Source organism: Streptomyces sp. NPDC041122 (assembly GCF_055592445.1).
Map to the genome: position 1 here is coordinate 168,999 of NZ_JBVIYQ010000009.1, position 22,194 is coordinate 191,192.

A 22,194-nucleotide genomic window follows, 5' to 3' on the forward strand; every position below is an offset into this window, starting at 1 on the left:
GCATGACGGAGCCCGCCCCTTCCCCGGGGCGGGCTCCGTCATGTCGGCGGCCGGCCGCTCACGCCAGCTCGATCCGCTCCCCGCCCTGCTCCAGCTCCAGCACCCACACCTCGTTGGCGCCCGCCCGCAGGACGGGCCCCGGCACGTACAGCGACGTCTGCGGGCCCGCCGACCAGTAGCGGCCCAGGTTGAAACCGTTGACCCACACGAACCCCCGTGTCCAGCCCGGCAGTTCGAGGGCCGCGTCACCGGGGGAGCCGACCTCGATCGTGCCCCGGTACAGGCCGGGGCGGCCGTCTCCGGGGGCGGTCGCGGGGAGCCGACGTACCGCCGCGGCGTCGTCGAACGCGTCCAGGCGCAGACCCCGCGCCCGCACCCCGTGCAGGTACTGCCGTTCGTGCAGGATCCCCCCGGTGATGCCCTTCGGCTCGCCCGTGCGCGGGCCGTAGTTGACCCTCCCCAGGGACTCCACCCACAGCTCCACGCGCGCGTGCCCGGCGACCGGGGCGAGCAGGGTGGGGGTGCCCTCGGTGAGGACACCCGCGTGTGCGCCGTCCACGTACACCACCGCCCGGTCCCGAAGGCCCCGCACGCTCAGCGGATACGGCTCGCGCGGGCCCGGCACGGTCACGGCGTACCGCACCAGGCCCCGGTCCACGTCGAGCTCCTCGAAGGTGGGCGGGACGGCGTGCTCCGACTCGGGGGTGCCGAGGGCGTCCACGACCGCCTCCAGGGGAGACCACTCGGTGAGGGCCGCCGAGGCGGGGGCGGCGAGCTCGGGGAGCGGCGGGGGCGGATCGGGCAGCGGAGCGGACGCGTAGGGGGCGAGGACCTCGCGGAAGGCCCAGAACTTGGCCGTGGGGCGGCCGCGTTCGTCGACGGGCGCGTCGTAGTCGTACGACGTGACGTCGGGCTGCAGCTCCCCGTCGTGCAGCGCGCCGCCGCCCCGGTTGGCGCCCGCCCAGCCCGCGAAGCTCGTGCCCCCGTGCGCCATGTACAGGTTCACCGACGCCCCGCACTCCAGGATCTCCCGCAGCGCCGCCGCCGCGTCGTCCGCGTCCCGCGCGACATGGTCGGCGCCCCAGTGGTCGAACCAGCCGCACCAGAACTCCATGCACATCAGCGGGCCCCGGGGCCGGTGCCTGCGCAGCGTCGCGAAGGCCGCGCGGGCCCCCGAGCCGAAGTTGGCCGTCGCCAGGACGCCCGGCACCGAGCCGCCGGTCAGCATGTGGTCCTCGGGGCCGTCCGAGGTGAACAGGGGCACGGTCACGCCCTCGGCGCGCAGCAGGTCGGCGAGGTGGCGCAGATAGACCCGGTCCGAGCCGTAGCTGCCGTACTCGTTCTCGACCTGCACCATGATCACCGGGCCCGCGCCGTCCGTCCCGTACTGGCGGGAGACGATCTGCGGCAGCAGCCGGCCGAACCAGCGCCGCACATGCCCCAGGTACTCGGCGTCGCGGGTCCGGGCGCGCGGGCCCACCGCACCCGTCAGCCAGTGCGGCAGACCGCCGTTCTCCCACTCCGCGCAGATGTAGGGGCCGGGGCGGACGATCGCCCACAGGCCCGCCTCGTGCGCCGCGTCCAGGAAACGGCCCAGCGCCTCCACGTCGCGGTGGACGCCGGGACGCAGCTCGTGCAGGTTCCACGGCACGTACGTCTCCACGCAGTTGAGGCCCATCGCGCGCAGCATCGCAAGACGGTGGCCCCACTGCGCCTCGTGCACCCGGAAGTAGTGCAGCGCGCCGGAGAGCAGCCGCACCGGCCGCCCGTCCAGCTCGAAATCGTCCTCGCCGACTCTGAACCCGTTCATCGTGTCCCTTCGCTCACGTACCGCTCGCCCACGATCACCTCTGGCGGGCGGCAGGGTCCATGGACAAAGATCGGGTCCGGTTGGACGCAGCGAGGGGACCGGACGCGTCCGGCGACGCACGAGCACACCGGACCAGGCCGGCACCGGAAGGGACGCACGCGGATGTACCACACGTGGATGCGGTATTTCACCCCGAGCCCGGCCCACCACCGGCTCGGCCTCGCCTGCCTCGGCGTCGGCCTGCAGCACGGGGCGCTGCCGGTCGTCGGGCCGCGCACCCTCGACCACCACGTCGCCGTCGTCGTCAGCTCCGGCGGCGGCTGGTTCCGCGCCGCCGACGGACGCAGGACCACGGTGACCGCGCCCGCGCTGATCTGGCTCACCCCCGGCGTGCGCCACCACTACGGGCCCGACCCGGAGACCGGCTGGGACGAGTGCTTCGTCGACTTCACCGGGCCCGCCACCGCCACGTACACCGAGCTCGGGTACATCGAACCCACCCGTCCCGTCGTGCCGCTCTCCGACGCGGCGGGCGCGCGCGCCGCCGTCGCCCGCATCGCCCGCGCGGCCCGGCGCGGCAACCCCCTCCTGGAGGTCGAGACCGGCGCGGCCGTCCACGAACTCCTCGTCGCGCTGCGCCGCGCCCGCGCCGACATCGCCCCCGACGGCGACCCCGTCCTGCAGGCCCTGGCCCGCGACGCCTTCCAGCCGCTGTCCGTCGCCGAGCACGCCGCCCGGCACGGCATGACCCCCGCCGAACTGCGCACCGCCGTGCGGCGCGGGGCCGGGTGCAGCCCCAAGGACTACCTCCTCGGCATCCGTCTGGGCCGCGCCAAGGAACTCCTCGCCGCCACCGAGCTCCCCGTCGCCGCCGTCGCCCGCCGCGTCGGCTACGACGACCCCGCGTACTTCTCCCGGCTCTTCACCCGCCGCGTCGGCATGGCCCCCGTCCGCTTCCGCGACCAGCAGGGCAGGGCCGTGCCCGGCGGCTGGTCCCACCAGATACCGGATCCCGAGCACCCGCCGATCCTGCGCTCTTCCGCCGGTGGCGGTCCTGGAGCGGCAACGTAGGCTCGTGGCCCATGACCACCAGCCACACCAGTGACGAGAACAGCGCGACCGGGACCGGAGCCGGCCCCGGGACGAGCGCCCCCGCGCAGGCGGACGAGGCCGTGCGCGCCGAGCTGTCCCGGCTGCGCGACAGCATCGACAACATCGACGCCGCCGTCGTCCACATGCTCGCCGAACGCTTCAAGTGCACCCAGCAGGTCGGCCACCTCAAGGCCGAGCACCAGCTGCCGCCCGCCGACCCGTCCCGCGAGGCCCGCCAGATCGCCCGCCTGCGCCAGCTCGCCGAGAACGCCAAACTCGACCCCGCCTTCGCGGAGAAGCTGCTCAACTTCATCATCGCGGAGGTCATCCGCCACCACGAGAGCATCGCGGACAACAGCCCGGCCGGCGGCGACGCCCCCACGGCCTGACACCGGACCACGCCACCCGGCGCGGACCGCACTGAGACCCCGTCAGCCGTGCGCAGACGGGGTCTTCAGCTGTCGTCGCGAGGTGTCGCGAGGCGTCGTGCCGTCGGCCGCTCAGCCCTTGGCCGGACCGGTGTCGCCCACCGTCAGCTCGCCCAGGCGTACGCCGCCCAGATCCATGCCGCCCAGGTGCACGACGCCCGTGCCCGGCACCGCGCCGTTGTCCGCCGCCTTCCCGGGACCGGACAGGGCACCCGGCTGCTGCGCCGGCTGCTGCGCGGCGTCGGCCAGGGAGACCTTCCCGGACTTCATGCACTGGTCGTGGACCGCGGCCGGGTTCAGGGCGTCGGCCTTGACGAGCTGAGCGACACCCATCTGCTCGATGATCTTCTGCACGCTCGCACACACGGTCTCCAGGATCTTGGCGTCGGGAGCCGCGGGCGCCGCGGGAGCCGTGGGCGGGGGTGGCGGGTCCGCGGCGACGGCGGGAGCCGCCGCCGCGAGCGGCCCGAGAGCGGCGACGGCGGCCAGACCGATACCGGCCAGGGTGGTGCGTGTACGCATGGTTCTCCCTCGATACGAAGCGGTTCCGTCAGTTCTCCCGCTCCATTCACCGGCCCCGCACGCCGGGCCGCACGCGGGGCACCCCCATTCAGCGGCTCGCCCCACCACGCACGGCGTACCCGGCCGGCGGCACGGCCCACCGGCCATGGGCCCTACGCCTGACCGGGGTCCATCGGGCAGCATGGCCCCATGCCCGTACTGACGCGCGACGAAGCGCAGACCCGAGCCCGGCTCATCGACGTCCACCACTACGCGGTCGAGCTGGATCTGACCCGGGCGGGCGACCCCGCCCGCGACACCTTCGACTCCCGGACCGTCATCCGGTTCGGCGCCCGCACAGGCGGCGCCACCTTCGTCGAGCTCAAGCCCGCCGAACTGCGCTCCGTCAGCCTCGACGGGCAGCCGCTCGACCCCGCGGCACTCGTCGACAACCGGCTCCTCCTCGACGGGCTCACCGCGGGCGAGCACGAGCTGCGCGTGGACGCCGCGATGCGCTACTCCCGCACCGGCGAAGGCATGCACCGGTTCACCGACCCCACCGACGGCGAGACGTACACCTACACCCAGCTGTTCATGGAGGACGTGCAGCGCGTCTTCGCCGCCTTCGACCAGCCCGACCTGAAGGCCGTGTTCGAGCTGACCGTCACCGCCCCCGACGGCTGGACCGTCCTCGCCAACGGCGTCACCGAGGACACCGGCGGCGGCACATGGCGGGCCGCGGCCACCCCGCGCATCTCCACCTACCTCGTCGCCGTCGCCGCGGGCCCCTGGCACTCCGTGCGCACCGAGCACCGCGGGCTGCCCTTCGGCATCCACTGCCGCCGCTCGCTCGCGCCCTTCCTGGACGCCGACACCGACGAGATCCTCGACATCACGCGCGCCTGCTACGACCGCTACCACGAGAAGTTCGACGAGCCCTACCCCTTCGACTCCTACGACCAGGCGTTCGTCCCCGAGTTCAACGCCGGCGCCATGGAGAACCCCGGACTCGTCACCTTCCGCGACGAGTTCGTCTACCGCTCCGCCGTCACCGACACCGAGCGGCAGACCCGCGCCATGGTCATCGCCCACGAGATGGCCCACATGTGGTTCGGCGACCTCGTCACCCTCACCTGGTGGGACGACATCTGGCTGAACGAGTCGTTCGCCGAGTACATGGGCTTCCAGACCACCGCCGAGGCCACCTCCTTCACCGACCCCTGGACCGACTTCGCCGTTGCCCGCAAGTCCTGGGGGTACGACGCCGACCAGCGCCCCTCCACCCACCCCGTCGCCCCCGACCCCGACGCCGTGCCCGACACCGCGTCCGCGATGCTCAACTTCGACGGCATCTCCTACGCCAAGGGCGCCGGCGCCCTGCGCCAACTCGTCGCCTGGCTCGGCGAGAAGGACTTCCTCGCCGGCATCAACACCCACATCGCCCGGCACAAGTTCGGCAACGCCACCCTCGCCGACTTCATCGACTCCCTCGCCCACGCCACCGACCGCGACGTGCACGCCTGGGCCGAGGCCTGGCTACGAACCACCGGCGTCGACACCCTCACCCCGAAGGTCGGCCACACCGGACGCGCGTGGAACCTCACCGTCGACCGCACGGCCGGACCCGGAGCCGACGGGCAGGAGGGCGCCGGACGGCCCCACCGCGTCGCCGTCGGCGTCTACGACCGCGACCTCTCCGACGGCCGCTCCCTCGTCCTGCGCGAACGCTTCCAGACGGACGTCCCCGCCACCGGCGACATCACCCGCGACGGCGGCCGCCCCGCCCTCGTCGTCCTCAACGACCAGGACCTCACCTACGCCAAGATCCGCTTCGACGAGACGTCCGAGGAGACCGTCCTGCGCGGCCTGTCCGGCGTACCCGACGCCCTCACCCGCGCCGTCCTGTGGAACACCCTGCGCGACATGGTCCGCGACGGCGAGCTGGCCGCCGGCGACTACCTGGCGACCGCGAGCGCCCACCTGCCCGAGGAGACCGACCTCGCCATCGTGCAGGGCGTCCTCACCTTCGCCGGCACCCACATCGCCCACCGCTACACCACCCCCGAGGAGCGGCCCGCCGCCCTCGCCCTCCTCGGCGAACTCTGCCGCGACCTGATCCGCCGCACCGAGGACGGCTCCCACCCCGGTCTGCGCCTCACCGCCGTCCGCGCCGCCATCGACGTCGCCACCCAGGCCGGACCGCTCCAGGCCTGGCTGCGGGAGGGCACCGTGCCCGGCGGGCCCGAGCTCGACCCGGAGCTGCGCTGGCGCGCCCTCGCCCGGCTCGCCGCCCTCGACGCCACCGACGAGGCCACCATCGCCGCCGAGCTGGCCGCCGACCCGAGCGCCACCGGCCGCGAGGGCGCGGCACGCTGCCGCGCCGCGCTGCCCGACGCCGACGCCAAACGGACCGCGTGGGAGGCCATGTTCGCCACGGACGACCTCTCCAACTACCTCTTCACCGCCACCGCGCAGGGCTTCTGGCAGCCCGAACAGGCCGACCTCGTAAGGGAGTACGTGCCGCGCTACTTCGAGGACGCCGTCTCCCTCGCCGCCCGCCGTGGACCCGCCATGGCCGAGGCGGCGGGACGGCACGCCTTCCCCCTGCCGTTCGTGGACGAGGAGACCCTCCGGCTCGGCGGGCGGTGCCTGCGCGACGCCGACCCCACGCCCGCACTGCGCCGCAAGCTCGTCGACCAACTCGACGACCTGGCACGGGCGTTGCGGGTACGGGAGGCCGGACGCCGGGGGTGACAGCGAGCCCTGTGACGGTCCGGGACCCCCACGGCACCGCCTCAGGGTGATCGGGAGCCGGTCCGGTCCTTCGGGGCCGGCGCCGGCGGCCCGGGGGCGAACGCGTGGGAGGCGACCTCAGGCAGGGACGAAGACGTCCTCGTGGGCCCCGTCCAGGATGAACCCGTTGTCGAAGCGGACCCGCACGCTCACCCGAGGCCCCCGCTCCTGGAAGGCAGCCCACGCGGGTTCCAGCGCCGCGACCTCTTCTTCGAGCCGGCTCCTGCTCCCCGCGGGCATCCCGGCGCCGTAGGCGTCGAGCAGCGACTTGAGCCGCTCGTACTCGCGCACGTCGTCGCCCTCGTCCTGGTGCGCGACCACCTGCTCGACCGTCCCGCCGACGCCCGCCGCCAGGGACAGGAACCCGACGACGACCCCCGACACCTCGGCCGTATCGGTCAGCCGGGTGTCCGCCGCCAGCACCACCCGCTGGCCCGCCCTCAGAGTCATCCGCTCCCCATCTCCGCCGCGCCGGCTCACCGTCTCCGCTCCGTCGGCCCACGCGAGACCGCCGGACGATCACTACATCACACGAGCCCCGGCACACCCCGCCCGCGCCCCGACCCGCCGGACAGGCCTTAGCACCCCCGTCACCCCCTCACGCCTCCTTCGCACGGCCATACCCCTTTCGGGTTCCCTCGCGCCGGTATCCGGGCGCACCGCCCGCGCCGCCGTACAGGCTGGTGTCCCCGTACGCGCGGACCCGAAGGACACGCCCCATGAGCACCCCGCCGCCCCTCGCCGGAGGCGCCCGAGGACCCGACGCCCTGCGGCCGTTGCTCGCCGCCGCCCTCGACGCCCTCGGCGCGGGGGCGGCCGCCCGCCGCGGGCCCCTCCCCGCGGGCGGCCCCGAAGCCGTCGCCACCCGTGTCCGGGCCGCCGCCGAACCGATCCTGCCCGAGCGCGGCACCGGCGCCGAAGCGGCCCTGCGCACCCTCGTCCACACCCTCGCCGAGGGCGCCGCCGACCCCGCCGACCCGCTCTGCGCCGCCCATCTGCACTGCCCGCCGCTCGCCGTCGCGGCCGCCGCCGACCTGGCCGCCTCCGCCCTCAACCCCTCCATGGACTCCTGGGACCAGGCGCCCGCTGCGACCGCGCTCGAAGCGCTCGTCACCCGCGCGCTGGCCGCCGAGATCCACCACGGCGGCGACGCCCTGATCACCACCGGCGGCACCGAGGCCAACCAGCTCGCCCTCCTCCTCGCCCGCGAGAGCCCGGCGAGCCACGGCCCCGTACGCCTCCTCGTCGGCGAGAACGCCCACCACTCGCTCGCCCGCGCCGCCTGGCTCCTCGGCCTGCCCGACCCCGTCGTCGTCCCCGCCCCCGCCGGCACCCTCGACCCCGCCGCGCTCGACGAGGCCCTCACCGAACTCGGCGGCCCCGCGGGAACGTTCCTCGTCGCCGCCACCGCGGGCACCACCGACGCCGGACTCATCGACCCCCTCGACGAGATCGCCGACCTGTGCGCACGCCACGGCGCCCGCCTCCACATCGACGCCGCCTACGGCGGAGGGCTCCTCTTCAGCGCCACCCGCAGACAACGGCTGCGCGGCCTGGAGCGGGCCGACACCGTCGCCCTCGACCTGCACAAACTCGGCTGGCAGCCCGCCGCGGCCGGCCTCATCGCCGTCCGCGACCCGCGCGACCTGCACCCCCTCGCCCACCGCGCCGACTACCTCAACGCCGACGACGACACCGAGGCGGGGATGCCCGACCTCCTCGGCCGCTCCCTGCGGACCACCCGGCGCCCCGACGTCCTGAAGATCGCCGTCACCCTCAAGGCCCTCGGCCGCACCGGCATCGGCGCGCTCGTCGACCAAGTCTGCGACCAGGCCCAGGAGTTCGCCGCGGCGATCGACGCACACCCCGGCTTCGAGCTCTACGACACCCCCGCCATCAGCACCGTCCTGTTCCGCCCCGCGGGCGCCACCGACGACCGCATCGCCCACATCCGCAGGACCCTGCTCACCGAAGGCACCGCCGTCCTCGGCCGCGCCGACCTCGACGGCCGCCGATGGCTCAAGGCCACCCTGCTCAACCCGCACACCCGGCCCGGCGACCTCGCCGCACTGCTCAAACTCGTCGAGGAGTCCGACGCCGCCGCCACGGCCGAGGACGCGACGACCGTCGCCCGCGCCACCCCCCACCCCGTGGAAGGAAGCACCCCCCGATGACCGGCACACCCGACCACCCCGGCCCCCAGCCGCTCACCACCCCCGACGCGCCCCGCGACCTGGTCGGCATCGGCATCGGCCCGTTCAACCTCTCCCTGGCCGCCCTCGCCCAGCCCCTCGGCGAACTCGACACCGCCTTCTACGAACAGCGCCCCGACTTCCAGTGGCACCCCGGACTCCTCATCGACGGCGCCACCCTCCAAGTCCCCTTCCTCGCCGACCTGGTCACCCTCGCCGACCCGGCGAGCCCCTGGTCCTTCCTCAGCTACCTCAAGGCCCGCGAACGGCTCTTCCCCTTCTACTTCGCCGAGCGCTTCCACATCCGGCGCGCCGAGTACGACGCGTACTGCCGCTGGGTCAGCGAGAACCTCCCCGCACTCCACTTCGGACACCAGGTCGACGCCGTCCGCTGGAACCCCGAACGCGACGTCTTCGAGGTCGACTTCACCCAGCTCGACGCCGAAGGGGAGGCCGAGGCCCTCGGCCGCACCTACACCCGCAACATCGCCGTCGGCGTCGGCACCGCACCGCACGTCCCCGAACCCCTCAAGCCGCTCGCCGAGGCGCCCGCCGTCCCCGTCATCCACTCCGCGGACTACCTCCACCACCGCGACCTGCTGCTCTCCGCCGACCACATCACCGTCGTCGGCTCCGGGCAGTCCGGCGCCGAGATCTTCCTCGACCTGCTGCGCTCCCGCCCCGCGGGACGGGAGAAGATCCACTGGCTCGCCCGCACCGAGGCCTTCGCACCCATGGAGTACTCCAAGCTCGGCCTGGAACACTTCACGCCCGACTACACCCGCTACTTCCACGCCCTGCCCGAGGCGGTACGCGACAACCTCGTCCCGCACCAGTGGCAGCTGCACAAGGGCATCGACGCCGACACCATCGCCGCCATCCACGACGAGCTCTACCAGCGCACCCTGCACGGCGGCTGGCCCGACGCCGTCCTCACCCCCGGCGTCCGCGTCCGCACCGCCGGCCGCGTCGCCACCACCCGCGTCGAACTCCACCTCGAACACCTCCAGCAGGGCACCCGCTCCCGGCTCACCACCGACGCCGTGGTCCTCGCCACCGGCTACCGCGAACGCCCCCTGGATCAGCTCCTCGCCGGGCTCGACCCCTACATCCGCAAGGACTCCTCCGCCCGCCCCCGCGTCGACGAGCAGTACCGCCTCGTCCTCGACCCGTCCGTCACCGGCGCGGTCTACGTGCAGAACGCCGAACGCCACACCCACGGCGTCGGCGCCCCCGACCTCGGCCTCGCCGCCTGGCGCAGCGCCAGCATCCTCAACTCCCTGACCGGCAGGGCCCCTTATCCGCTGCCCGAGCGCACCGCGTTCACCAGCTTCGGTCTGCGCACCCCCGAGGGGCCGCGAGGCGCCGCCGGACGCATCGGCGAACAGCGCGGCACCCTCGTACCCCTCAAGAGCTGACGGAAGTGCCGCTCGTACGGGGAAATGTCCGGTCCCAAGCGTCGGGGCGCCGCCGGATATTCCCCCGCGAAAAGTGCCCCCACGGGGAAATAACGGCCGGGGCCGCGCCGTTCGGACGGGCATGATCATCGACTCCACGGCCTCCTGGGCCGCAGCCTTCCGCTCCGCCGTCCTCAGCCCGTACGAGAGCATCGAGCTCTTCGAGCGCCGCTCCTTCGCCGAGCAGACCCTCCGCCAGATCATCCGGCTCGACGGCGGTGGCACCGCCCTGCGCCTCCGCCTCACCAACCGCTACGGCAAGGAACCGCTCCATATCGGCGGCGCCCGCCTCGCCAGACGCTCCGAAGGAAGCGGCATCGAGTCCGGCAGCGGCCTGACCGTCCGCGTCGACGGCGCCGAGCAGTTCACCGTCCCCGTCGGCGAGGACCTCGTCACCGACCCCCTCGACCTGACCGTGGCCGCTGGTGACGAGCTCGCCCTCGACCTGTGGCTGCCCGAGGACACCGGCCCGTCCACCTACTCCGCCGTCCCGCTGCGCACCGGCTACGCCGTGCCCGGCAACGCCCTCGCCGCGCAAACCCTGGACGGCGCCGACGGCCTGGAGGAGCTCGTCACCCGGCACTTCGTCACCGGCGCCGACGTCCTCGCCCCCGCCGGCACCGCCATCGCCGTCGCCTTCGGGGACTCCTGGTTCGAGGGCACCGGCACCACGTCCGACACCGACCACCGCTTCCCCGACCTGCTCAACGACCGCCTGCGCGCGGCCGGTCACAACGGCTGGGTCATCAACCAGGGCCTGTCCGCCAACCGGCTGCTCACCGACGAGGCCGGCGAACACGCCCTGGCCCGCCTGGAGCGCGACGCCCTCCGGGTGCCCGGAGCCACCCACGTCCTGATCCACTTCGGCCTCAACGACCTCGGCATCCCCGGCCAGGAGGCCTACCCCGAGCCCGCGCCGGTGCCCACCGCCGCCGACCTCATCGCCGGCCTCACCGCACTCGCCGACCGTCTCCACGCGGTGGGCCTCACCGTTGTCGCCACCACCGTCGGCCCGTACAAGGACACGGTCTACGAGGGCTACTCGACCCCGGAAGGCGTCGCCGTCGCCCGCGAGGTCAACGACTGGATCCGCGGCGCGGACAGCCCCTTCGACGCCTACGCCGACTTCGCCGCCGCCGTCGCGGACCCCGCCGACCCCGACCGGATCCACGACACCTACGACTGCGGCGACGGACTGCACGTCAACGACGCCGGCGCCCAGGCCCTCGCCGACTCCGTCGACCTGGCCACCCTGAAGATCTAGCGCCCGGCCGACGCGGAACACCGGCGAAGACCTAGAACACCGGCGTGCCGTCCCGGGTCAGCTTCCAGTCCACCGACGCGAACCGGCCCGGATCGACCGTCCCCTTCGCCTTCACCCAGGTGATGATCGTGTTCCGGATCTCCTCGGAGTTCGCCCACAGCTGCTTGGCGCCCGCGACGTGCGGGAAGTTCCCGCCGCCGCTCGCCCGGTAGTTGTTCACCGCGAGCACGAACTCCGCCGTCGGATCGATGTCCTTGCCCTCGAACGCCAGCTTCACGATCCGCGACCCCACGGGCTTGGCGATGTCCACCTCGTACGTCACGCCCCGCACCGCGTCGTAGTTGTAGTCCGGGATGTTCTCCGCGTTGGTCAGCTTCGCCGGGTCCACCGGCCCCCCGGCCGGCGTCCGCACGTAGTACCGCGCGGAGAACTCCAGGTACTCCTTCAGCTGCGCGCCCGTCAGCAGCCGCGCCTCCAGCGTGTTCTCGAACGGGTACAGCCCCGCCGCGTCCTTGATCGTCACGTCGCCCGCCGGGACCTGCGCCGTCCGCGAGAAGCACGAGGCCTGCGAGAGCACCGGAAGCGCCGCGTAGGCACCGCCCTTGAGGGCCGCCGTCACCGTCTCCTGCTGCACCAGGTTGATCAGATCGATGAGCGCGACATCCTTGTACGGGCCCTCGGCCGTGCTCATCGCCGCCGTCGACGTGCCGATCACCTGGTTGACGTACGCGACGACCTTCTTGTGCTCGTCGGCGAGGAGCCGCGTGATCTTGACGTCCTCGGCGGCCGTATTGGAGTTGAGGACCTGCGCGCCGGTCTTCTCGACCGTCCAGCGGCCCTTCGCCCACACCAGCTCGAAGTCGAACAACGTCAGCCGCTGGCCCCACTTCAGCGGCTCGGACAGCACGACCTTCTTGCCGGTCCGCTTGTTCTCCACGAAGTACTCGGGGATCTCCGTGTGCGCGTGCCCCACCAGGATCGCGTCGATCCCCGGCACCTGCTCCGCCACCAGGGCCGCCGCGTTCTCCACGTACGGCAGCTGGTCACCGTAGGACGACGTGCCGCTGGAGCCCGAGTGCGCGGACACGATCACCACGTCCGCACCCATCGACCGCAGCTTCGGCACCCACTTCGCCGCCTGCTCCTCCAGGCCCGGGAACGTCATCCTGCCCTGCACGTTCGCCTTGTCCCAGATCGCGATCCCCGGGTTGGTCAGACCGAGGACCGCCACCTTCACGTCCCGGCCGTGCGGGGTGCGCAGCCGCTTCATGACGTACGGAGCGAACGCCGGCCGCTGCGTCTTCGCGTCCAGCGCGTTCGCCCCGAGCAGCGGGAAGTCGCACTGCTCCTCGAACTTGCGCAGCACCGGAATGCCGTAGTTGAACTCGTGGTTGCCGAGCGCCGCCGCGTCGTATCCGATCGCGTTCATCGCCTGCGCCATCGGATGCACCGGGCCGTGCGCGGCGGTGATCGGGTCGACCTTGGCGTAGTAGTACGACAGCTGCGTGCCCTGGATGGTGTCGCCGGCGTCGATGAGCAGGGTGTTCTTGCGGCCCTTGGCCTTGCGGACCTGGTTCACCAGCGTGGAGATCTTCGCCAGGCCCACGTCATTGTGGTCCTTGTCGTCGAACTCCTTGTCCGTGAAGTAGTCCCAGTTGAAGACGTTGCCGTGCAGGTCCGTCGTGCCGAGCACGGTGAACGCGTACCGCCGCTGGTGCCGCCCGCCCTTCTCGTGCCCGGACCCGGCCGGCCGCGCGGCGGCGGGCGCGGCGGCGGCGCCCGTCAGCGCCGCCCCCACACCCGTGGCGGCAGACGTACCCAGGAACTTCCGGCGGTTCAGCGGCATTTCGTACTCCTCAGTAGACCGACGTAACGCGCGTAGATTCTGACCCCGGCACCCACCCCCGCAACAGCCCCCACCAGGTTTCGATCAGGTGACTGTCCGGTGCGCCCCCACCGATGCGAGAGTGACCGCATGGAACAAAGCCCCGCCCCCTACGGCACCCCCGACGCCCCCCGCATCGCCGTCCGCGGCGAAGCCCACCTCGAAGTCGACCCCGAGATCGCCCGCATCAGCGTCACCGTCAGCGCCCGCGGCACCGACCGACGCGACGCCCTCACCGACCTCACCCGGCGCAACGCCGCCGTCATCGACCTCGTCAAGGCCTACGGCGACGCCGTCGACGCGGTCGAGAGCGGCACCTTCTCCATCAGCCCCGAACTCACCCGGCACGGCCGCGGCGAACGCATCCGCGCCTACCACGGCCGCGTCCACACCACCGCCGAACTCAGCGACTTCACCGCCCTCGGCGAACTCACCACCCGCCTCGCCGACCTCGACCTCACCCGCGTCGAAGGCCCCTGGTGGGCGCTGCGCCCCGGCTCACCCACCTACCGCCAGGCCCGCCAACAGGCCGTCCGCGAAGCCGTGCAGCGCGCCCGCGAGTACGCCGAGGCCCTCGGCACCGACCTCGCCGCCCTCGTCGAACTCGCCGACATCGGCGCCGACAACCCCGCCCCCTCCTACGGCTACGGCAGCCCCGCGGCCGCCATGCCCACCGTCGCCTACGGCGGCGCGGCCCCCTTCGACGAGGCACCGCCCCTCGACCTCGAACCGCAGCGCCAGCACGTCTACGCCCAGGTCAACGCCCGCTTCACGCTCATCCCTCCGCGGCTCGGCCACTGAGCCGCGGCGACACGAGAGGGCGCGCCCACCGCGCGAGTGGTCTCAGGCCAGCATGCCGCCGTCGACCCGCAGCACCGTGCCCGTCACATACGAGGCGCGGTCGCTCAACAGCCACGCGGCGGCCTCGGCGATCTCCCGCGGCTCGGCGGCGCGCCCCAGCGGCGTCCGCGCGTTGAGCGCGTCGACAGTGCCCGGAGACCGCTCGTCCCACTCCCGCAGCAACTCGGTGAGCGTCGTCCCGGGCGCCACCGCGTTCACCCGGATCCCCTCCGGACCGTACGTGGCCGCGGCCGACGCCGTCAGAGCGTTCAACGCCCGCTTCACCGCCCCGTACGCGGGCAGCTGCGGGTTGGCCGTCAACGCACCGACACTCGACGTGTTCACGATGGCCCCACGCCCCGCCGTCGCCCGCATCGCCGCGATCTCGGCCGCCATCGCCACCCACGCGCCCTTCAGATTGACCGCGTAGAGCCGGTCGAAGTCCGCCTCCGCCAACTCATCCAACGGGCCCGGAGGTTGACCCGTCGCCCCGTTGTTGAACGCCACATCCAGCCGCCCGAACACCCGCACCGCACGGTCCACCGCCGCGCGCACACTCGCCGCATCGGCCAGATCGCACACCACGTGCTCCGCGACACCCCCGGCCGCCCTGATCTCCCCGGCCACCGCCGCGAGCTGGTCCTCCGAACGCGCCGCGAGCAGCACCCGCGCACCCTCCTCGGCGAACAGCCGCGCCGCCGCCGCACCGATGCCACGACCGGCCCCGATGACGACGGCGGCCTTCCCGGCGAGCAGCCCGCCCGGCGCCACGACGGGGGAGGGGGAAACGGCGGGCGGGACGTCCTTCTCAACGATCTTGTTCATGCCGACGAGCCTGCGCCCGGCCGCGCCGCCCATCCAGGCACCAGCAGTGCCTGGCTGAGCAGCACGCCCCCGTCCACAATGAACCCGTGGACCGACGCGTACGACAAGAACTCGGTGACTTCCTGCGCAGCCGACGCGCCCGGGTCACCCCCGCCGACGTGGGGCTGCCCGCGGGCACCCGCCGCCGCACCCCCGGCCTGCGCCGCGAGGAGGTGGCACAGCTCGCCCACATCTCACCCGAGTACTACGCACGCCTGGAACAGGCCCGCGCCCCGCACCCCTCCCGCGAGGTCCTCGCCCAACTCGCCCGCGCCCTGCGCCTGTCGGACGTCGAACGCGACCACCTCCACCAGCTGGCCGGCCTCCCGCCCGGACCGCCGCCCGGACCCTCCCGAGAAGTGCGCCCAAGCATCGTCGACCTGCTGCACCGGCTGCCCGAGGCCGCCGCCGTCGTCCTGTCGGCCACCTACGAGGTCATCGCCTGGAACCCGCTGGCCGCCGCCCTCATGGAGGACTTCTCCGCCCTGCCCCCGCGCGAACGCAACCTCATCCGGCGCGCCTTCCTCACCCCGCACCGGCCCGGCCACCGGCTGTACGGCGTCTCCGACACCGAGGAGTTCGCCCGCACCTCCGCCCGGCACCTGCGCGCCGCCGCGGCCCGCTACCCGCACGACGCGGAGGTCAACGGCCTGGTCGAGGAACTCCTCTCCGGCAGCGAGGAGTTCGCCCGGCTCTGGGCCGCCCACGACGTGAGCGACCGGCCCACCCCGTGCAAGACGTTCCGGCACCCCCTCGTCGGCACCGTCACCGTCCGGTGCGACATCCTGGACATCACCGACCGGGACCAGCGCGTCGTCATCTACACCGCCGCCCCCGGCTCACCGTCGGAGGAGGCGCTGCGCCTGCTCTCGGTCCTCGGCACCCAGCGCATGGGCGACGCCCTCGAACCCGCGCCCTGATCCGCCGCCCCGGCGCTAGGAGCTGCGGCCGAGGAAGGCCGACAGCCGCACATGCGCCGCCGCGGACCGCGGGACCCGCTGCTCCGGTCCGAACAGGCCGGGCCCGCGGAAGGCGTCCATGTCCACCCGCCGCATCCGCGCGAGCAGGTCCTCGCAGAGCCGCTGGTCGATCAGGTCGAGCCGGTCGACGGCGACCGCCAGGTCGACGCCGTGGACGAGTACCTCCGTGAGATGGATCAGCGCCGCCGGCGGTCCGGGGACGGAACCGAACCCCAGCCGGACCGTCAGCCCGGCCAGGGCGGCGTCGGTGGGGGCCGCCCGGCGCCAAGCCGCGCGGTCGGCCTCGGCGGCGCTCCGGAAGGCGCCGGCCGGATCCGTGCCGAGCCAGTCGTCGTGGTGCTTGCCGCCGGGGTCGGTACCGGTCAGTTCGGCGGTGTAGATCCGTATGCCGCCGACGAGGTGGTTGAGGGTCGTCCGCGCGTCCCATTCCGGGCAGGGAGTGGGGGAGGACCAGCCGTCGGCGTCGGCGACCGCGTCGACCACCCCGCCCGTCACCGCCAGCGCCCGGTCGATGAGCTGGGTCACCACGGGCCGGCGGGCCAGCACCTCGTCCAGCCAGTCGTAGATCCGGGCGAGCGCCAGCCGCTGGGCCCCCGACTGGCAGTGCGCCGCCGCGCCCTCGGCGTCGGTGAAGGCCAGCAGCGTCTTCTCGCAGACGAGGCGGTCGAACAGCTTCTCCGGCTGCCCCTGGAAGAAGCCGTCCGCCTCGGCGGAGCACACCAGCACCGGGCAGGCGATCCGCTCGGCGACACCGTCGCGCAGGTGGTAGTCGAGGTAGGCCGCAAGGAACGCCCGCGGGCTGTCCGCACCCATCGCGAACATGCCGTGCTCGACCGCCCACTTGAGCGTGGGGGAGGCGGCCATGCCCTCGGTGAGCAGCGCGTCGAGCTCGGGGTCCCGGGCCGCCCGCAGCCGCCGCTCGGCCTCCGCGCGCGGCATCGAAAGGAAGGCGGTACTGATGTCCCCGAGGTCGAAGACCCCGTCGAGGGCGACGACCGCGGCGATCCGGCGGTCGAACGCGGCGGCGCGGGGAGCCAGATAGCCGCCCATGCTGAGGCCGAACACGGCCATCCGCTCCGGATCGACCCCGGCCAGCGTCACCGCGTGGTCGAGCACCGGGGTGACGACGCTCTCCCAGTCGGGACGGAACGTCAGTCCCTGACGGTGACGGGTGCCCGGCTGCCCGGGACCGTCGAAGACCAGGACGGTGTAACCGCGCTCGACGGCCGCGGCCGCGCCGAAGAAGTGCATCTCCTCCGCGGTGCCGTCGAAGCCGTTGAACATCACCACGGTCGGGCGCGGCGAGCCGGAGTCGTCGGGGCGGTAGAGGTAGCCGGGCAGGGTCGTGTCCTCGTACGGGATCTCGACCGGCTCGATCGACGGCGTGAACAGCTCCGCGGCCCGGCGGAAGGCGGCGACGGAGGCGTCGTAGGCGTGGCGGATGCGCGGGTCGGCGGCGTCGCCGTGCAGGAAGAACTCGGCCGAGCGGTAGTAGTTCGAGGCACGCAGGAACCCGTCGCGGGCGCTGACGCGGTGGCCGCCCGCCAGGGAGGCGCGCGCCTGCTCGGCGACGCGGTCCGCGGTGGCCAGCCACTGGTCGTGCCAGCTGTCGTAGTCCCCGGCGGTGATGCGCCCGGTGGTGGTGACGACCTCGCCGAAGTCGGCGCCCCCGTAGGCGATGTGACCGAACGACCGCAGCGTCTCGTACCAGAACGACGGGTGGTCGGCGAAGAAGAGAGGCTTCATGGGACAGCTCCTAACGCAGTTGGTGACTGCTTTAGTGCGACCGTAGACCCGTCGACGACGCAAACGCAAGCGGTCACTGCGTTAAGATGGGCGTCATGAAGGAGCCCCAGACGTCGGCCGCCCCACCGGCACCCGCCCCCGCCCGCCGCCCGGGAGGCCGCAGCGCCCGGGTCCGCACCGCCGTCCACCAAGCCGTCACCGAACTCATCGCCGAACGCGGCTACGGCACCTTCACCGTCGGCGACGTCGCCACCCGCGCCGGCGTCGCGGACAGCAGCATCTACCGCCGCTGGGGCACCCTGGAGGCGCTCCTCATGGACGCCGTCGTCAGCCGCCTGACCGAGCACTCACCCATGCCCGACACCGGCAGCCTCCGCACCGACCTGGGCTCCTTCGCCGCCAAGGCCGCCGAGGACGTCACCGGCCCGGACGGCCTCGCCCTGCTGCGCACCGTCCTCGCCGCGCTGGCCACCGGCCCCGGCGGCGAATCGGCCCGCGACCAGTTCCTCGCCGTCCGCTCCGAGCAGCTCCAGGGCATGCTGGAGCGGGCCCGCGCCCGCGGTGAGGACGCCCCCGGCGTGCTGGACGTGCTGGACGGCGTCCTGGCGCCGATCTACCTCCGGGTGCTGTTCGGCGTCGTACCGCTCACGCCGGAATACGTCGACGGCCTGGTCGAGAGCACACTCGCGCGCCGATCGGGGTGAGTTCGAGAGGGTTCCACTCGTACGTGTCGAGCGAGGTGGCGTGCGCCCGGGTGCACGCCGAGCATACGGTGTGAGTTGGATCACAAAGCGGGCGCTCATTGGCGTAGACCTCACGCCGAGCGCCTTTGTGAACCCCGTGGTCACACTCCGTTACCCATGAGTACCCCGTGACGTTGTGCAGCGTTCAATGATCGCTGCGTAATTTTCGAATCCTCACGCATGCGTGTTCGTCCACATCGCCCGGTTGAGTAACCCTCACCAGTGGGTGACGGGACACGAGTTGACGGTCGCCCTTCGCTTCAAGCCCTCATGAAGAGGACTCATGAACGATGATGTCCACGCGGAGGACGGCAGCAGCCCGGTAGCCGAGACCGTGCTGCCTCTGCCGCTGGAATTCGAAACGCTCTACCTGATCAACCAGGAAGCGTTTCACTCCTACGCGTTGCTGCGACTCGGCACCGACTCGGCCGCCGAAGACGCGGTGCACCGCGCGTTCCTCGAAATCCTGCAGCACTGGGACGCACTGACCGGGGAGAACGACCTCCAACAACAGACATGGGCGATCCTGCGACGCGTCGTCATGTCCGAGGCACTGAAAGCCTTCCGCAAACACCTGGCACTCCTGCCCAGCGACATCGGCCTCTTCCACGCCATGTGCAAACTCCCGCCACGCCAGTTCGACGTCATCGTCCTGCGCCACGTCCTGCAGTACGACACCCAAAGAATCAGCTGGTACATGGGCGTCACGCCCAGCACCGTCGACTACCACTGCCGCAAAGCGAAGGAGCGGCTGGAGCCCGCAGTGGCCTCACACATCAAGACCGAGGGGGACCCGAAATGACCACCATGGAGACACTTCTGGCGCAGATCGGCACAGAACTCCGCACACGCCGACGGCCGTTCGACGTAGGAGCCGGACTGCGCCGCCTCGCCGAGGACGCCGGCTACGTACCCCACTCCCAAGAGGTCCCACCCGTCGCACGAGCCCGCCGCCAACTCACCGCCCTGGTCCGCGCGACACTCGACCAAGCCGGCGCCGCCGTCCACATCGAACGACTCGCACAAGAGATCGGCGAAGGCGGCCCCGACGGAAACCGCACCCCCCTCAAAGACCTCGACATCGGCGGCGCCCACATCTTCGCCTGCATGCTCCACCTCGCCGACCACCCCGAAAGCGCCCAGTTCTGGTGGCAACTCGCCGCCGGCGCCCAGAACCGCGCCGCCGCCCACTGCCTCCACCTCCACCACCTCGGACGCGGCGAAAGCACCGAGGCCGCCCACTGGCTCGACCAACTCCAGCACTGCCACGACGACCCGGACGACACCACCGCCCACCACCCGCCCCACAGCACCCGCGAACCCGGCATCACCGCCGAAGTGGAACGCCTCGCCACCCGCGACGACGCGGACGCCGTCCTCGTCTGCCGCCCCGAACGCGAGATCGCCGACCGCCTCCAGCACTGCGCCCAACAACACTGACCCACAACGGCGGCGACAGACACCACACAGCAAAGAGCCTGCCCAGCGGTCCTCGGTTCCCAGGCCACCGACCGCCGACAGGCTCCTCCACAGGCACGCCCCAGGAGGGCCACCCATGCGGAAGCGTAAGCCGAACCCCCGACGCACGACCAGTGCCCCACCGGACAACAACCCCCGTCGCGACGCAGCCACCCACCTGCTGCGCGGCACCTGCTACGGCCTCGGCACCAGCCTCGCCGGCCTCGCCGCCTGGTGGGTCCAGCACCATGGCTGACCACTGGGGCAGAGGCGCGTTCGCCCGCTGGCTGCTGCGCCAGTACCGACTGGCCGGACACACCGAAGACGTCGAAGCACACCTGCGGATCGTCACCATCGCCGCCATCGCCCTCGACACGGGCCTCACCCCCGAACAGACGGCCGCACTGGCCCGCACCCTCACCGTCACCCCACAGGAGGTCACCGCGGCCTACGCCGCCGAGAAACGACAACGCACCCTGGAAGAACTCCTCGACCACCCCGGCCTCGCCGAACTCGACCACCACCTCGACCACATCGCCCGCGGATAATCACCCCCCGAAAACACCTCGGAACACGGCGGAGCCGCTCATCGGAGCGGCTCCCCGCACAATTCAACACTTGTCAATAACCCTTCATGCAAAGGTTGTTGAGTAGTCACCCCCGACCAATTCCCTACCCACCGGTAAGCCCTAGGGTCGAACCATGCGCCGAGCAAAAATCGTCTGCACCCTGGGACCCGCCACCGACTCCTACGACCAGATCAAGGCACTGGTCGAAGCCGGAATGGACGTCGCCCGCTTCAACCTCAGCCACGGCACCCACGCCGAGCACGAGGAGCGCTACCAGCGCGTGCGCAAGGCCTCCGAAGAGACCGGCCGCAGCGTCGGCATCCTCGCCGACCTTCAAGGCCCGAAGATCCGCCTCGGCCGCTTCCGCGAAGGCCCCGTACTACTCGAACGCGGCGACGACTTCACCATCTCCGTCGAAGACGGCATACAGGGCGACCGCCAACACTGCGGCACCACCTACAGCGGCCTCGCCGACGACGTCACCACCGGCGAACGCATCCTCGTCGACGACGGCAAAGTGACCCTCGAGGTCACCGCGGTCGACGGACCCCGCGTCGCCACCACCGTCATCGAAGGCGGCATGGTCTCCGACCACAAGGGCCTCAACCTCCCCGGCGTCGCCGTCTCCGTCCCCGCCCTCAGCGACAAGGACGAAGCAGACCTCCGCTGGGCCCTGCGTTCAGGCTTCGACGTCATCGCCCTCTCCTTCGTCCGCAGCGGACGCGACATCGAAGACGTCCACCGCATCATGGACGAAGAAGACCGCCGCCTCCCCGTCATTGCCAAGGTCGAAAAGCCCCAGGCCGTCGACAACATCGAGGACATCGTCGCCGCCTTCGACGGCATCATGGTCGCCCGCGGCGACCTCGGCGTCGAAATGCCCCTCGAACAAGTCCCGATCGTCCAGAAGCGCGCCATCAAACTCGCCAAACGCAACGCCAAACCGGTCATCGTCGCCACCCAGATGCTCGACTCGATGATCGACAACTCCCGCCCCACCAGGGCCGAGGCGAGCGACGTGGCCAACGCCGTCATCGACGGCACCGACGCGGTGATGCTCTCCGGCGAAACGAGCGTCGGCAAGTACCCCATCGAAACGGTCAAAACGATGGGCCGCATCGTCGAAGCGGCGGAGGAAGACATCCTCGCGAAAGGCCTGCCACCACTCACCGAACGCAACAAGCCCCGCACCCAGGGCGGCGCCGTCGCCCGCGCCGCCGCCGAAATGGGCGACTTCCTCGGCGCGAAGTTCCTCGTCGCCTTCACCCAGTCCGGCGACACCGTCCGCCGCCTCTCCCGCTACCGCTCACCCATCCCGCTCCTCGCCTTCACCCCCGACAAGGCGACCCGCTCCCAGCTCAACCTCACCTGGGGCGTGGAAACCCTCCTCGGCCCGCACGTCGACTCCACCGACGCGATGGTCGAACAGGTCGACGAGCTGCTGCTCGAGGGCGGCCACTGCGAGCGGGGCGACATCGTGGTCATCACGGCCGGCTCCCCTCCCGGAGTCGCCGGCTCCACGAACCTGGTCCGCATCCACCACATCGGCGAGGACGACAGCCCGAAGTAGCG

20 protein-coding genes are annotated in these 22,194 nt (G+C 72.3%); 14 read left to right on the forward strand and 6 right to left on the reverse strand.

Translation table 11 applies throughout. The features are described from left to right. Positions 1 to 58: 58 nt before the first annotated feature. Positions 59 to 1,810, reverse strand: a complete 1,752-nt coding sequence (locus ACZ6B8_RS29775; RefSeq protein WP_471609232.1) for a glycoside hydrolase family 35 protein — start codon at positions 1,808 to 1,810, stop codon at positions 59 to 61. A gap of 162 nt (positions 1,811 to 1,972) precedes the next feature. Between ACZ6B8_RS29775 and ACZ6B8_RS29780 the strand changes: the two genes are divergently transcribed. Together ACZ6B8_RS29780 and ACZ6B8_RS29785 are read left to right on the forward strand one after the other, a co-directional pair. Further along, the gene (locus tag ACZ6B8_RS29780) at positions 1,973 to 2,881 is read left to right on the forward strand and encodes a helix-turn-helix domain-containing protein (protein ID WP_471075643.1); all 909 of its coding nucleotides are present in this window, start codon (positions 1,973 to 1,975) and stop codon (positions 2,879 to 2,881) included. 11 nt (positions 2,882 to 2,892) lie between these two features. Further along, positions 2,893 to 3,291 (forward strand): chorismate mutase, encoded by a 399-nt coding sequence (locus ACZ6B8_RS29785; protein ID WP_471609233.1) that lies wholly within the window; start codon positions 2,893 to 2,895, stop codon positions 3,289 to 3,291. 111 nt (positions 3,292 to 3,402) lie between these two features. On the opposite strand, the gene ACZ6B8_RS29790 is transcribed toward ACZ6B8_RS29785, so the two are convergent. Beyond that, positions 3,403 to 3,852 carry a hypothetical protein gene (locus tag ACZ6B8_RS29790; protein ID WP_471609234.1) on the reverse strand — a complete coding sequence of 150 codons (450 nt, stop codon included), beginning with the start codon at positions 3,850 to 3,852 and terminating at the stop codon, positions 3,403 to 3,405. Between the two features lie 189 nt (positions 3,853 to 4,041). Here ACZ6B8_RS29790 and pepN point away from each other — a divergent pair, with 189 nt between their 5' ends. Then, the gene (pepN, locus tag ACZ6B8_RS29795; RefSeq protein ID WP_471609235.1) at positions 4,042 to 6,585 is read left to right on the forward strand and encodes an aminopeptidase N; all 2,544 of its coding nucleotides are present in this window, start codon (positions 4,042 to 4,044) and stop codon (positions 6,583 to 6,585) included. Positions 6,586 to 6,702: 117 nt separating this feature from the next. On the opposite strand, the gene ACZ6B8_RS29800 is transcribed toward pepN, so the two are convergent. After that, positions 6,703 to 7,074 carry a hypothetical protein gene (locus ACZ6B8_RS29800; protein ID WP_471075655.1) on the reverse strand — a complete coding sequence of 124 codons (372 nt, stop codon included), beginning with the start codon at positions 7,072 to 7,074 and terminating at the stop codon, positions 6,703 to 6,705. Positions 7,075 to 7,343: 269 nt separating this feature from the next. On the opposite strand from ACZ6B8_RS29800, the gene ACZ6B8_RS29805 reads away from it, so the two are divergent. The 3 genes from ACZ6B8_RS29805 (at position 7,344) to ACZ6B8_RS29815 (ending at position 11,537) form a co-directional block, all read left to right on the forward strand. Continuing rightward, positions 7,344 to 8,798, forward strand: coding sequence for a pyridoxal phosphate-dependent decarboxylase family protein (locus ACZ6B8_RS29805; protein ID WP_471609236.1), 1,455 nt, complete (start codon positions 7,344 to 7,346; stop codon positions 8,796 to 8,798). Beyond that, on the forward strand, positions 8,795 to 10,234 hold the full coding sequence (locus ACZ6B8_RS29810) for a lysine N(6)-hydroxylase/L-ornithine N(5)-oxygenase family protein (protein ID WP_471075661.1): 1,440 nt from the start codon (positions 8,795 to 8,797) through the stop codon (positions 10,232 to 10,234). Before ACZ6B8_RS29805 ends, ACZ6B8_RS29810 begins: the two co-directional genes overlap by 4 nt. A 121-nt stretch (positions 10,235 to 10,355) precedes the next feature. Then, complete coding sequence (locus ACZ6B8_RS29815) at positions 10,356 to 11,537, forward strand: GDSL-type esterase/lipase family protein (RefSeq protein ID WP_471609237.1); 1,182 nt, start codon at positions 10,356 to 10,358, stop codon at positions 11,535 to 11,537. Positions 11,538 to 11,568: 31 nt separating this feature from the next. On the opposite strand, the gene ACZ6B8_RS29820 is transcribed toward ACZ6B8_RS29815, so the two are convergent. Next, on the reverse strand, positions 11,569 to 13,383 hold the full coding sequence (locus ACZ6B8_RS29820; protein ID WP_471609238.1) for a bifunctional metallophosphatase/5'-nucleotidase: 1,815 nt from the start codon (positions 13,381 to 13,383) through the stop codon (positions 11,569 to 11,571). Between the two features lie 129 nt (positions 13,384 to 13,512). On the opposite strand from ACZ6B8_RS29820, the gene ACZ6B8_RS29825 reads away from it, so the two are divergent. Beyond that, positions 13,513 to 14,223, forward strand: a complete 711-nt coding sequence (locus ACZ6B8_RS29825; RefSeq protein ID WP_471075670.1) for an SIMPL domain-containing protein — start codon at positions 13,513 to 13,515, stop codon at positions 14,221 to 14,223. A 42-nt stretch (positions 14,224 to 14,265) separates the two neighbouring features. Here ACZ6B8_RS29825 and ACZ6B8_RS29830 read toward each other — a convergent pair whose 3' ends face one another. Continuing rightward, positions 14,266 to 15,087 (reverse strand): SDR family NAD(P)-dependent oxidoreductase, encoded by an 822-nt coding sequence (locus ACZ6B8_RS29830; protein ID WP_471609239.1) that lies wholly within the window; start codon positions 15,085 to 15,087, stop codon positions 14,266 to 14,268. Positions 15,088 to 15,173: 86 nt separating this feature from the next. Here ACZ6B8_RS29830 and ACZ6B8_RS29835 point away from each other — a divergent pair, with 86 nt between their 5' ends. Further along, entirely contained in the window at positions 15,174 to 16,046 is an 873-nt protein-coding gene (locus ACZ6B8_RS29835; RefSeq protein WP_471609240.1) for a helix-turn-helix transcriptional regulator, read from the forward strand. Positions 16,047 to 16,061: 15 nt separating this feature from the next. On the opposite strand, the gene ACZ6B8_RS29840 is transcribed toward ACZ6B8_RS29835, so the two are convergent. Beyond that, entirely contained in the window at positions 16,062 to 17,852 is a 1,791-nt protein-coding gene (locus ACZ6B8_RS29840; protein ID WP_471075679.1) for a TIGR03086 family metal-binding protein, read from the reverse strand. Between the two features lie 95 nt (positions 17,853 to 17,947). On the opposite strand from ACZ6B8_RS29840, the gene ACZ6B8_RS29845 reads away from it, so the two are divergent. The 6 genes from ACZ6B8_RS29845 to pyk all read left to right on the forward strand — a co-directional run bounded on the left by ACZ6B8_RS29845 (position 17,948) and on the right by pyk (position 22,192). Continuing rightward, positions 17,948 to 18,556, forward strand: coding sequence for a TetR/AcrR family transcriptional regulator (locus ACZ6B8_RS29845; RefSeq protein WP_471609241.1), 609 nt, complete (start codon positions 17,948 to 17,950; stop codon positions 18,554 to 18,556). 322 nt (positions 18,557 to 18,878) lie between these two features. Further along, entirely contained in the window at positions 18,879 to 19,397 is a 519-nt protein-coding gene (locus ACZ6B8_RS29850; protein WP_471075685.1) for an RNA polymerase sigma factor, read from the forward strand. Between the two features lie 5 nt (positions 19,398 to 19,402). Next, positions 19,403 to 20,035 (forward strand): hypothetical protein, encoded by a 633-nt coding sequence (locus ACZ6B8_RS29855; protein ID WP_471075688.1) that lies wholly within the window; start codon positions 19,403 to 19,405, stop codon positions 20,033 to 20,035. Positions 20,036 to 20,150: 115 nt separating this feature from the next. Further along, the gene (locus ACZ6B8_RS29860; protein WP_471075691.1) at positions 20,151 to 20,309 is read left to right on the forward strand and encodes a hypothetical protein; all 159 of its coding nucleotides are present in this window, start codon (positions 20,151 to 20,153) and stop codon (positions 20,307 to 20,309) included. Then, entirely contained in the window at positions 20,302 to 20,601 is a 300-nt protein-coding gene (locus tag ACZ6B8_RS29865; RefSeq protein WP_471075694.1) for a hypothetical protein, read from the forward strand. Before ACZ6B8_RS29860 ends, ACZ6B8_RS29865 begins: the two co-directional genes overlap by 8 nt. 154 nt (positions 20,602 to 20,755) lie before the next feature. Beyond that, on the forward strand, positions 20,756 to 22,192 hold the full coding sequence (gene pyk / locus ACZ6B8_RS29870) for a pyruvate kinase (protein ID WP_471075697.1): 1,437 nt from the start codon (positions 20,756 to 20,758) through the stop codon (positions 22,190 to 22,192). Positions 22,193 to 22,194: the final 2 nt, after the last annotated feature.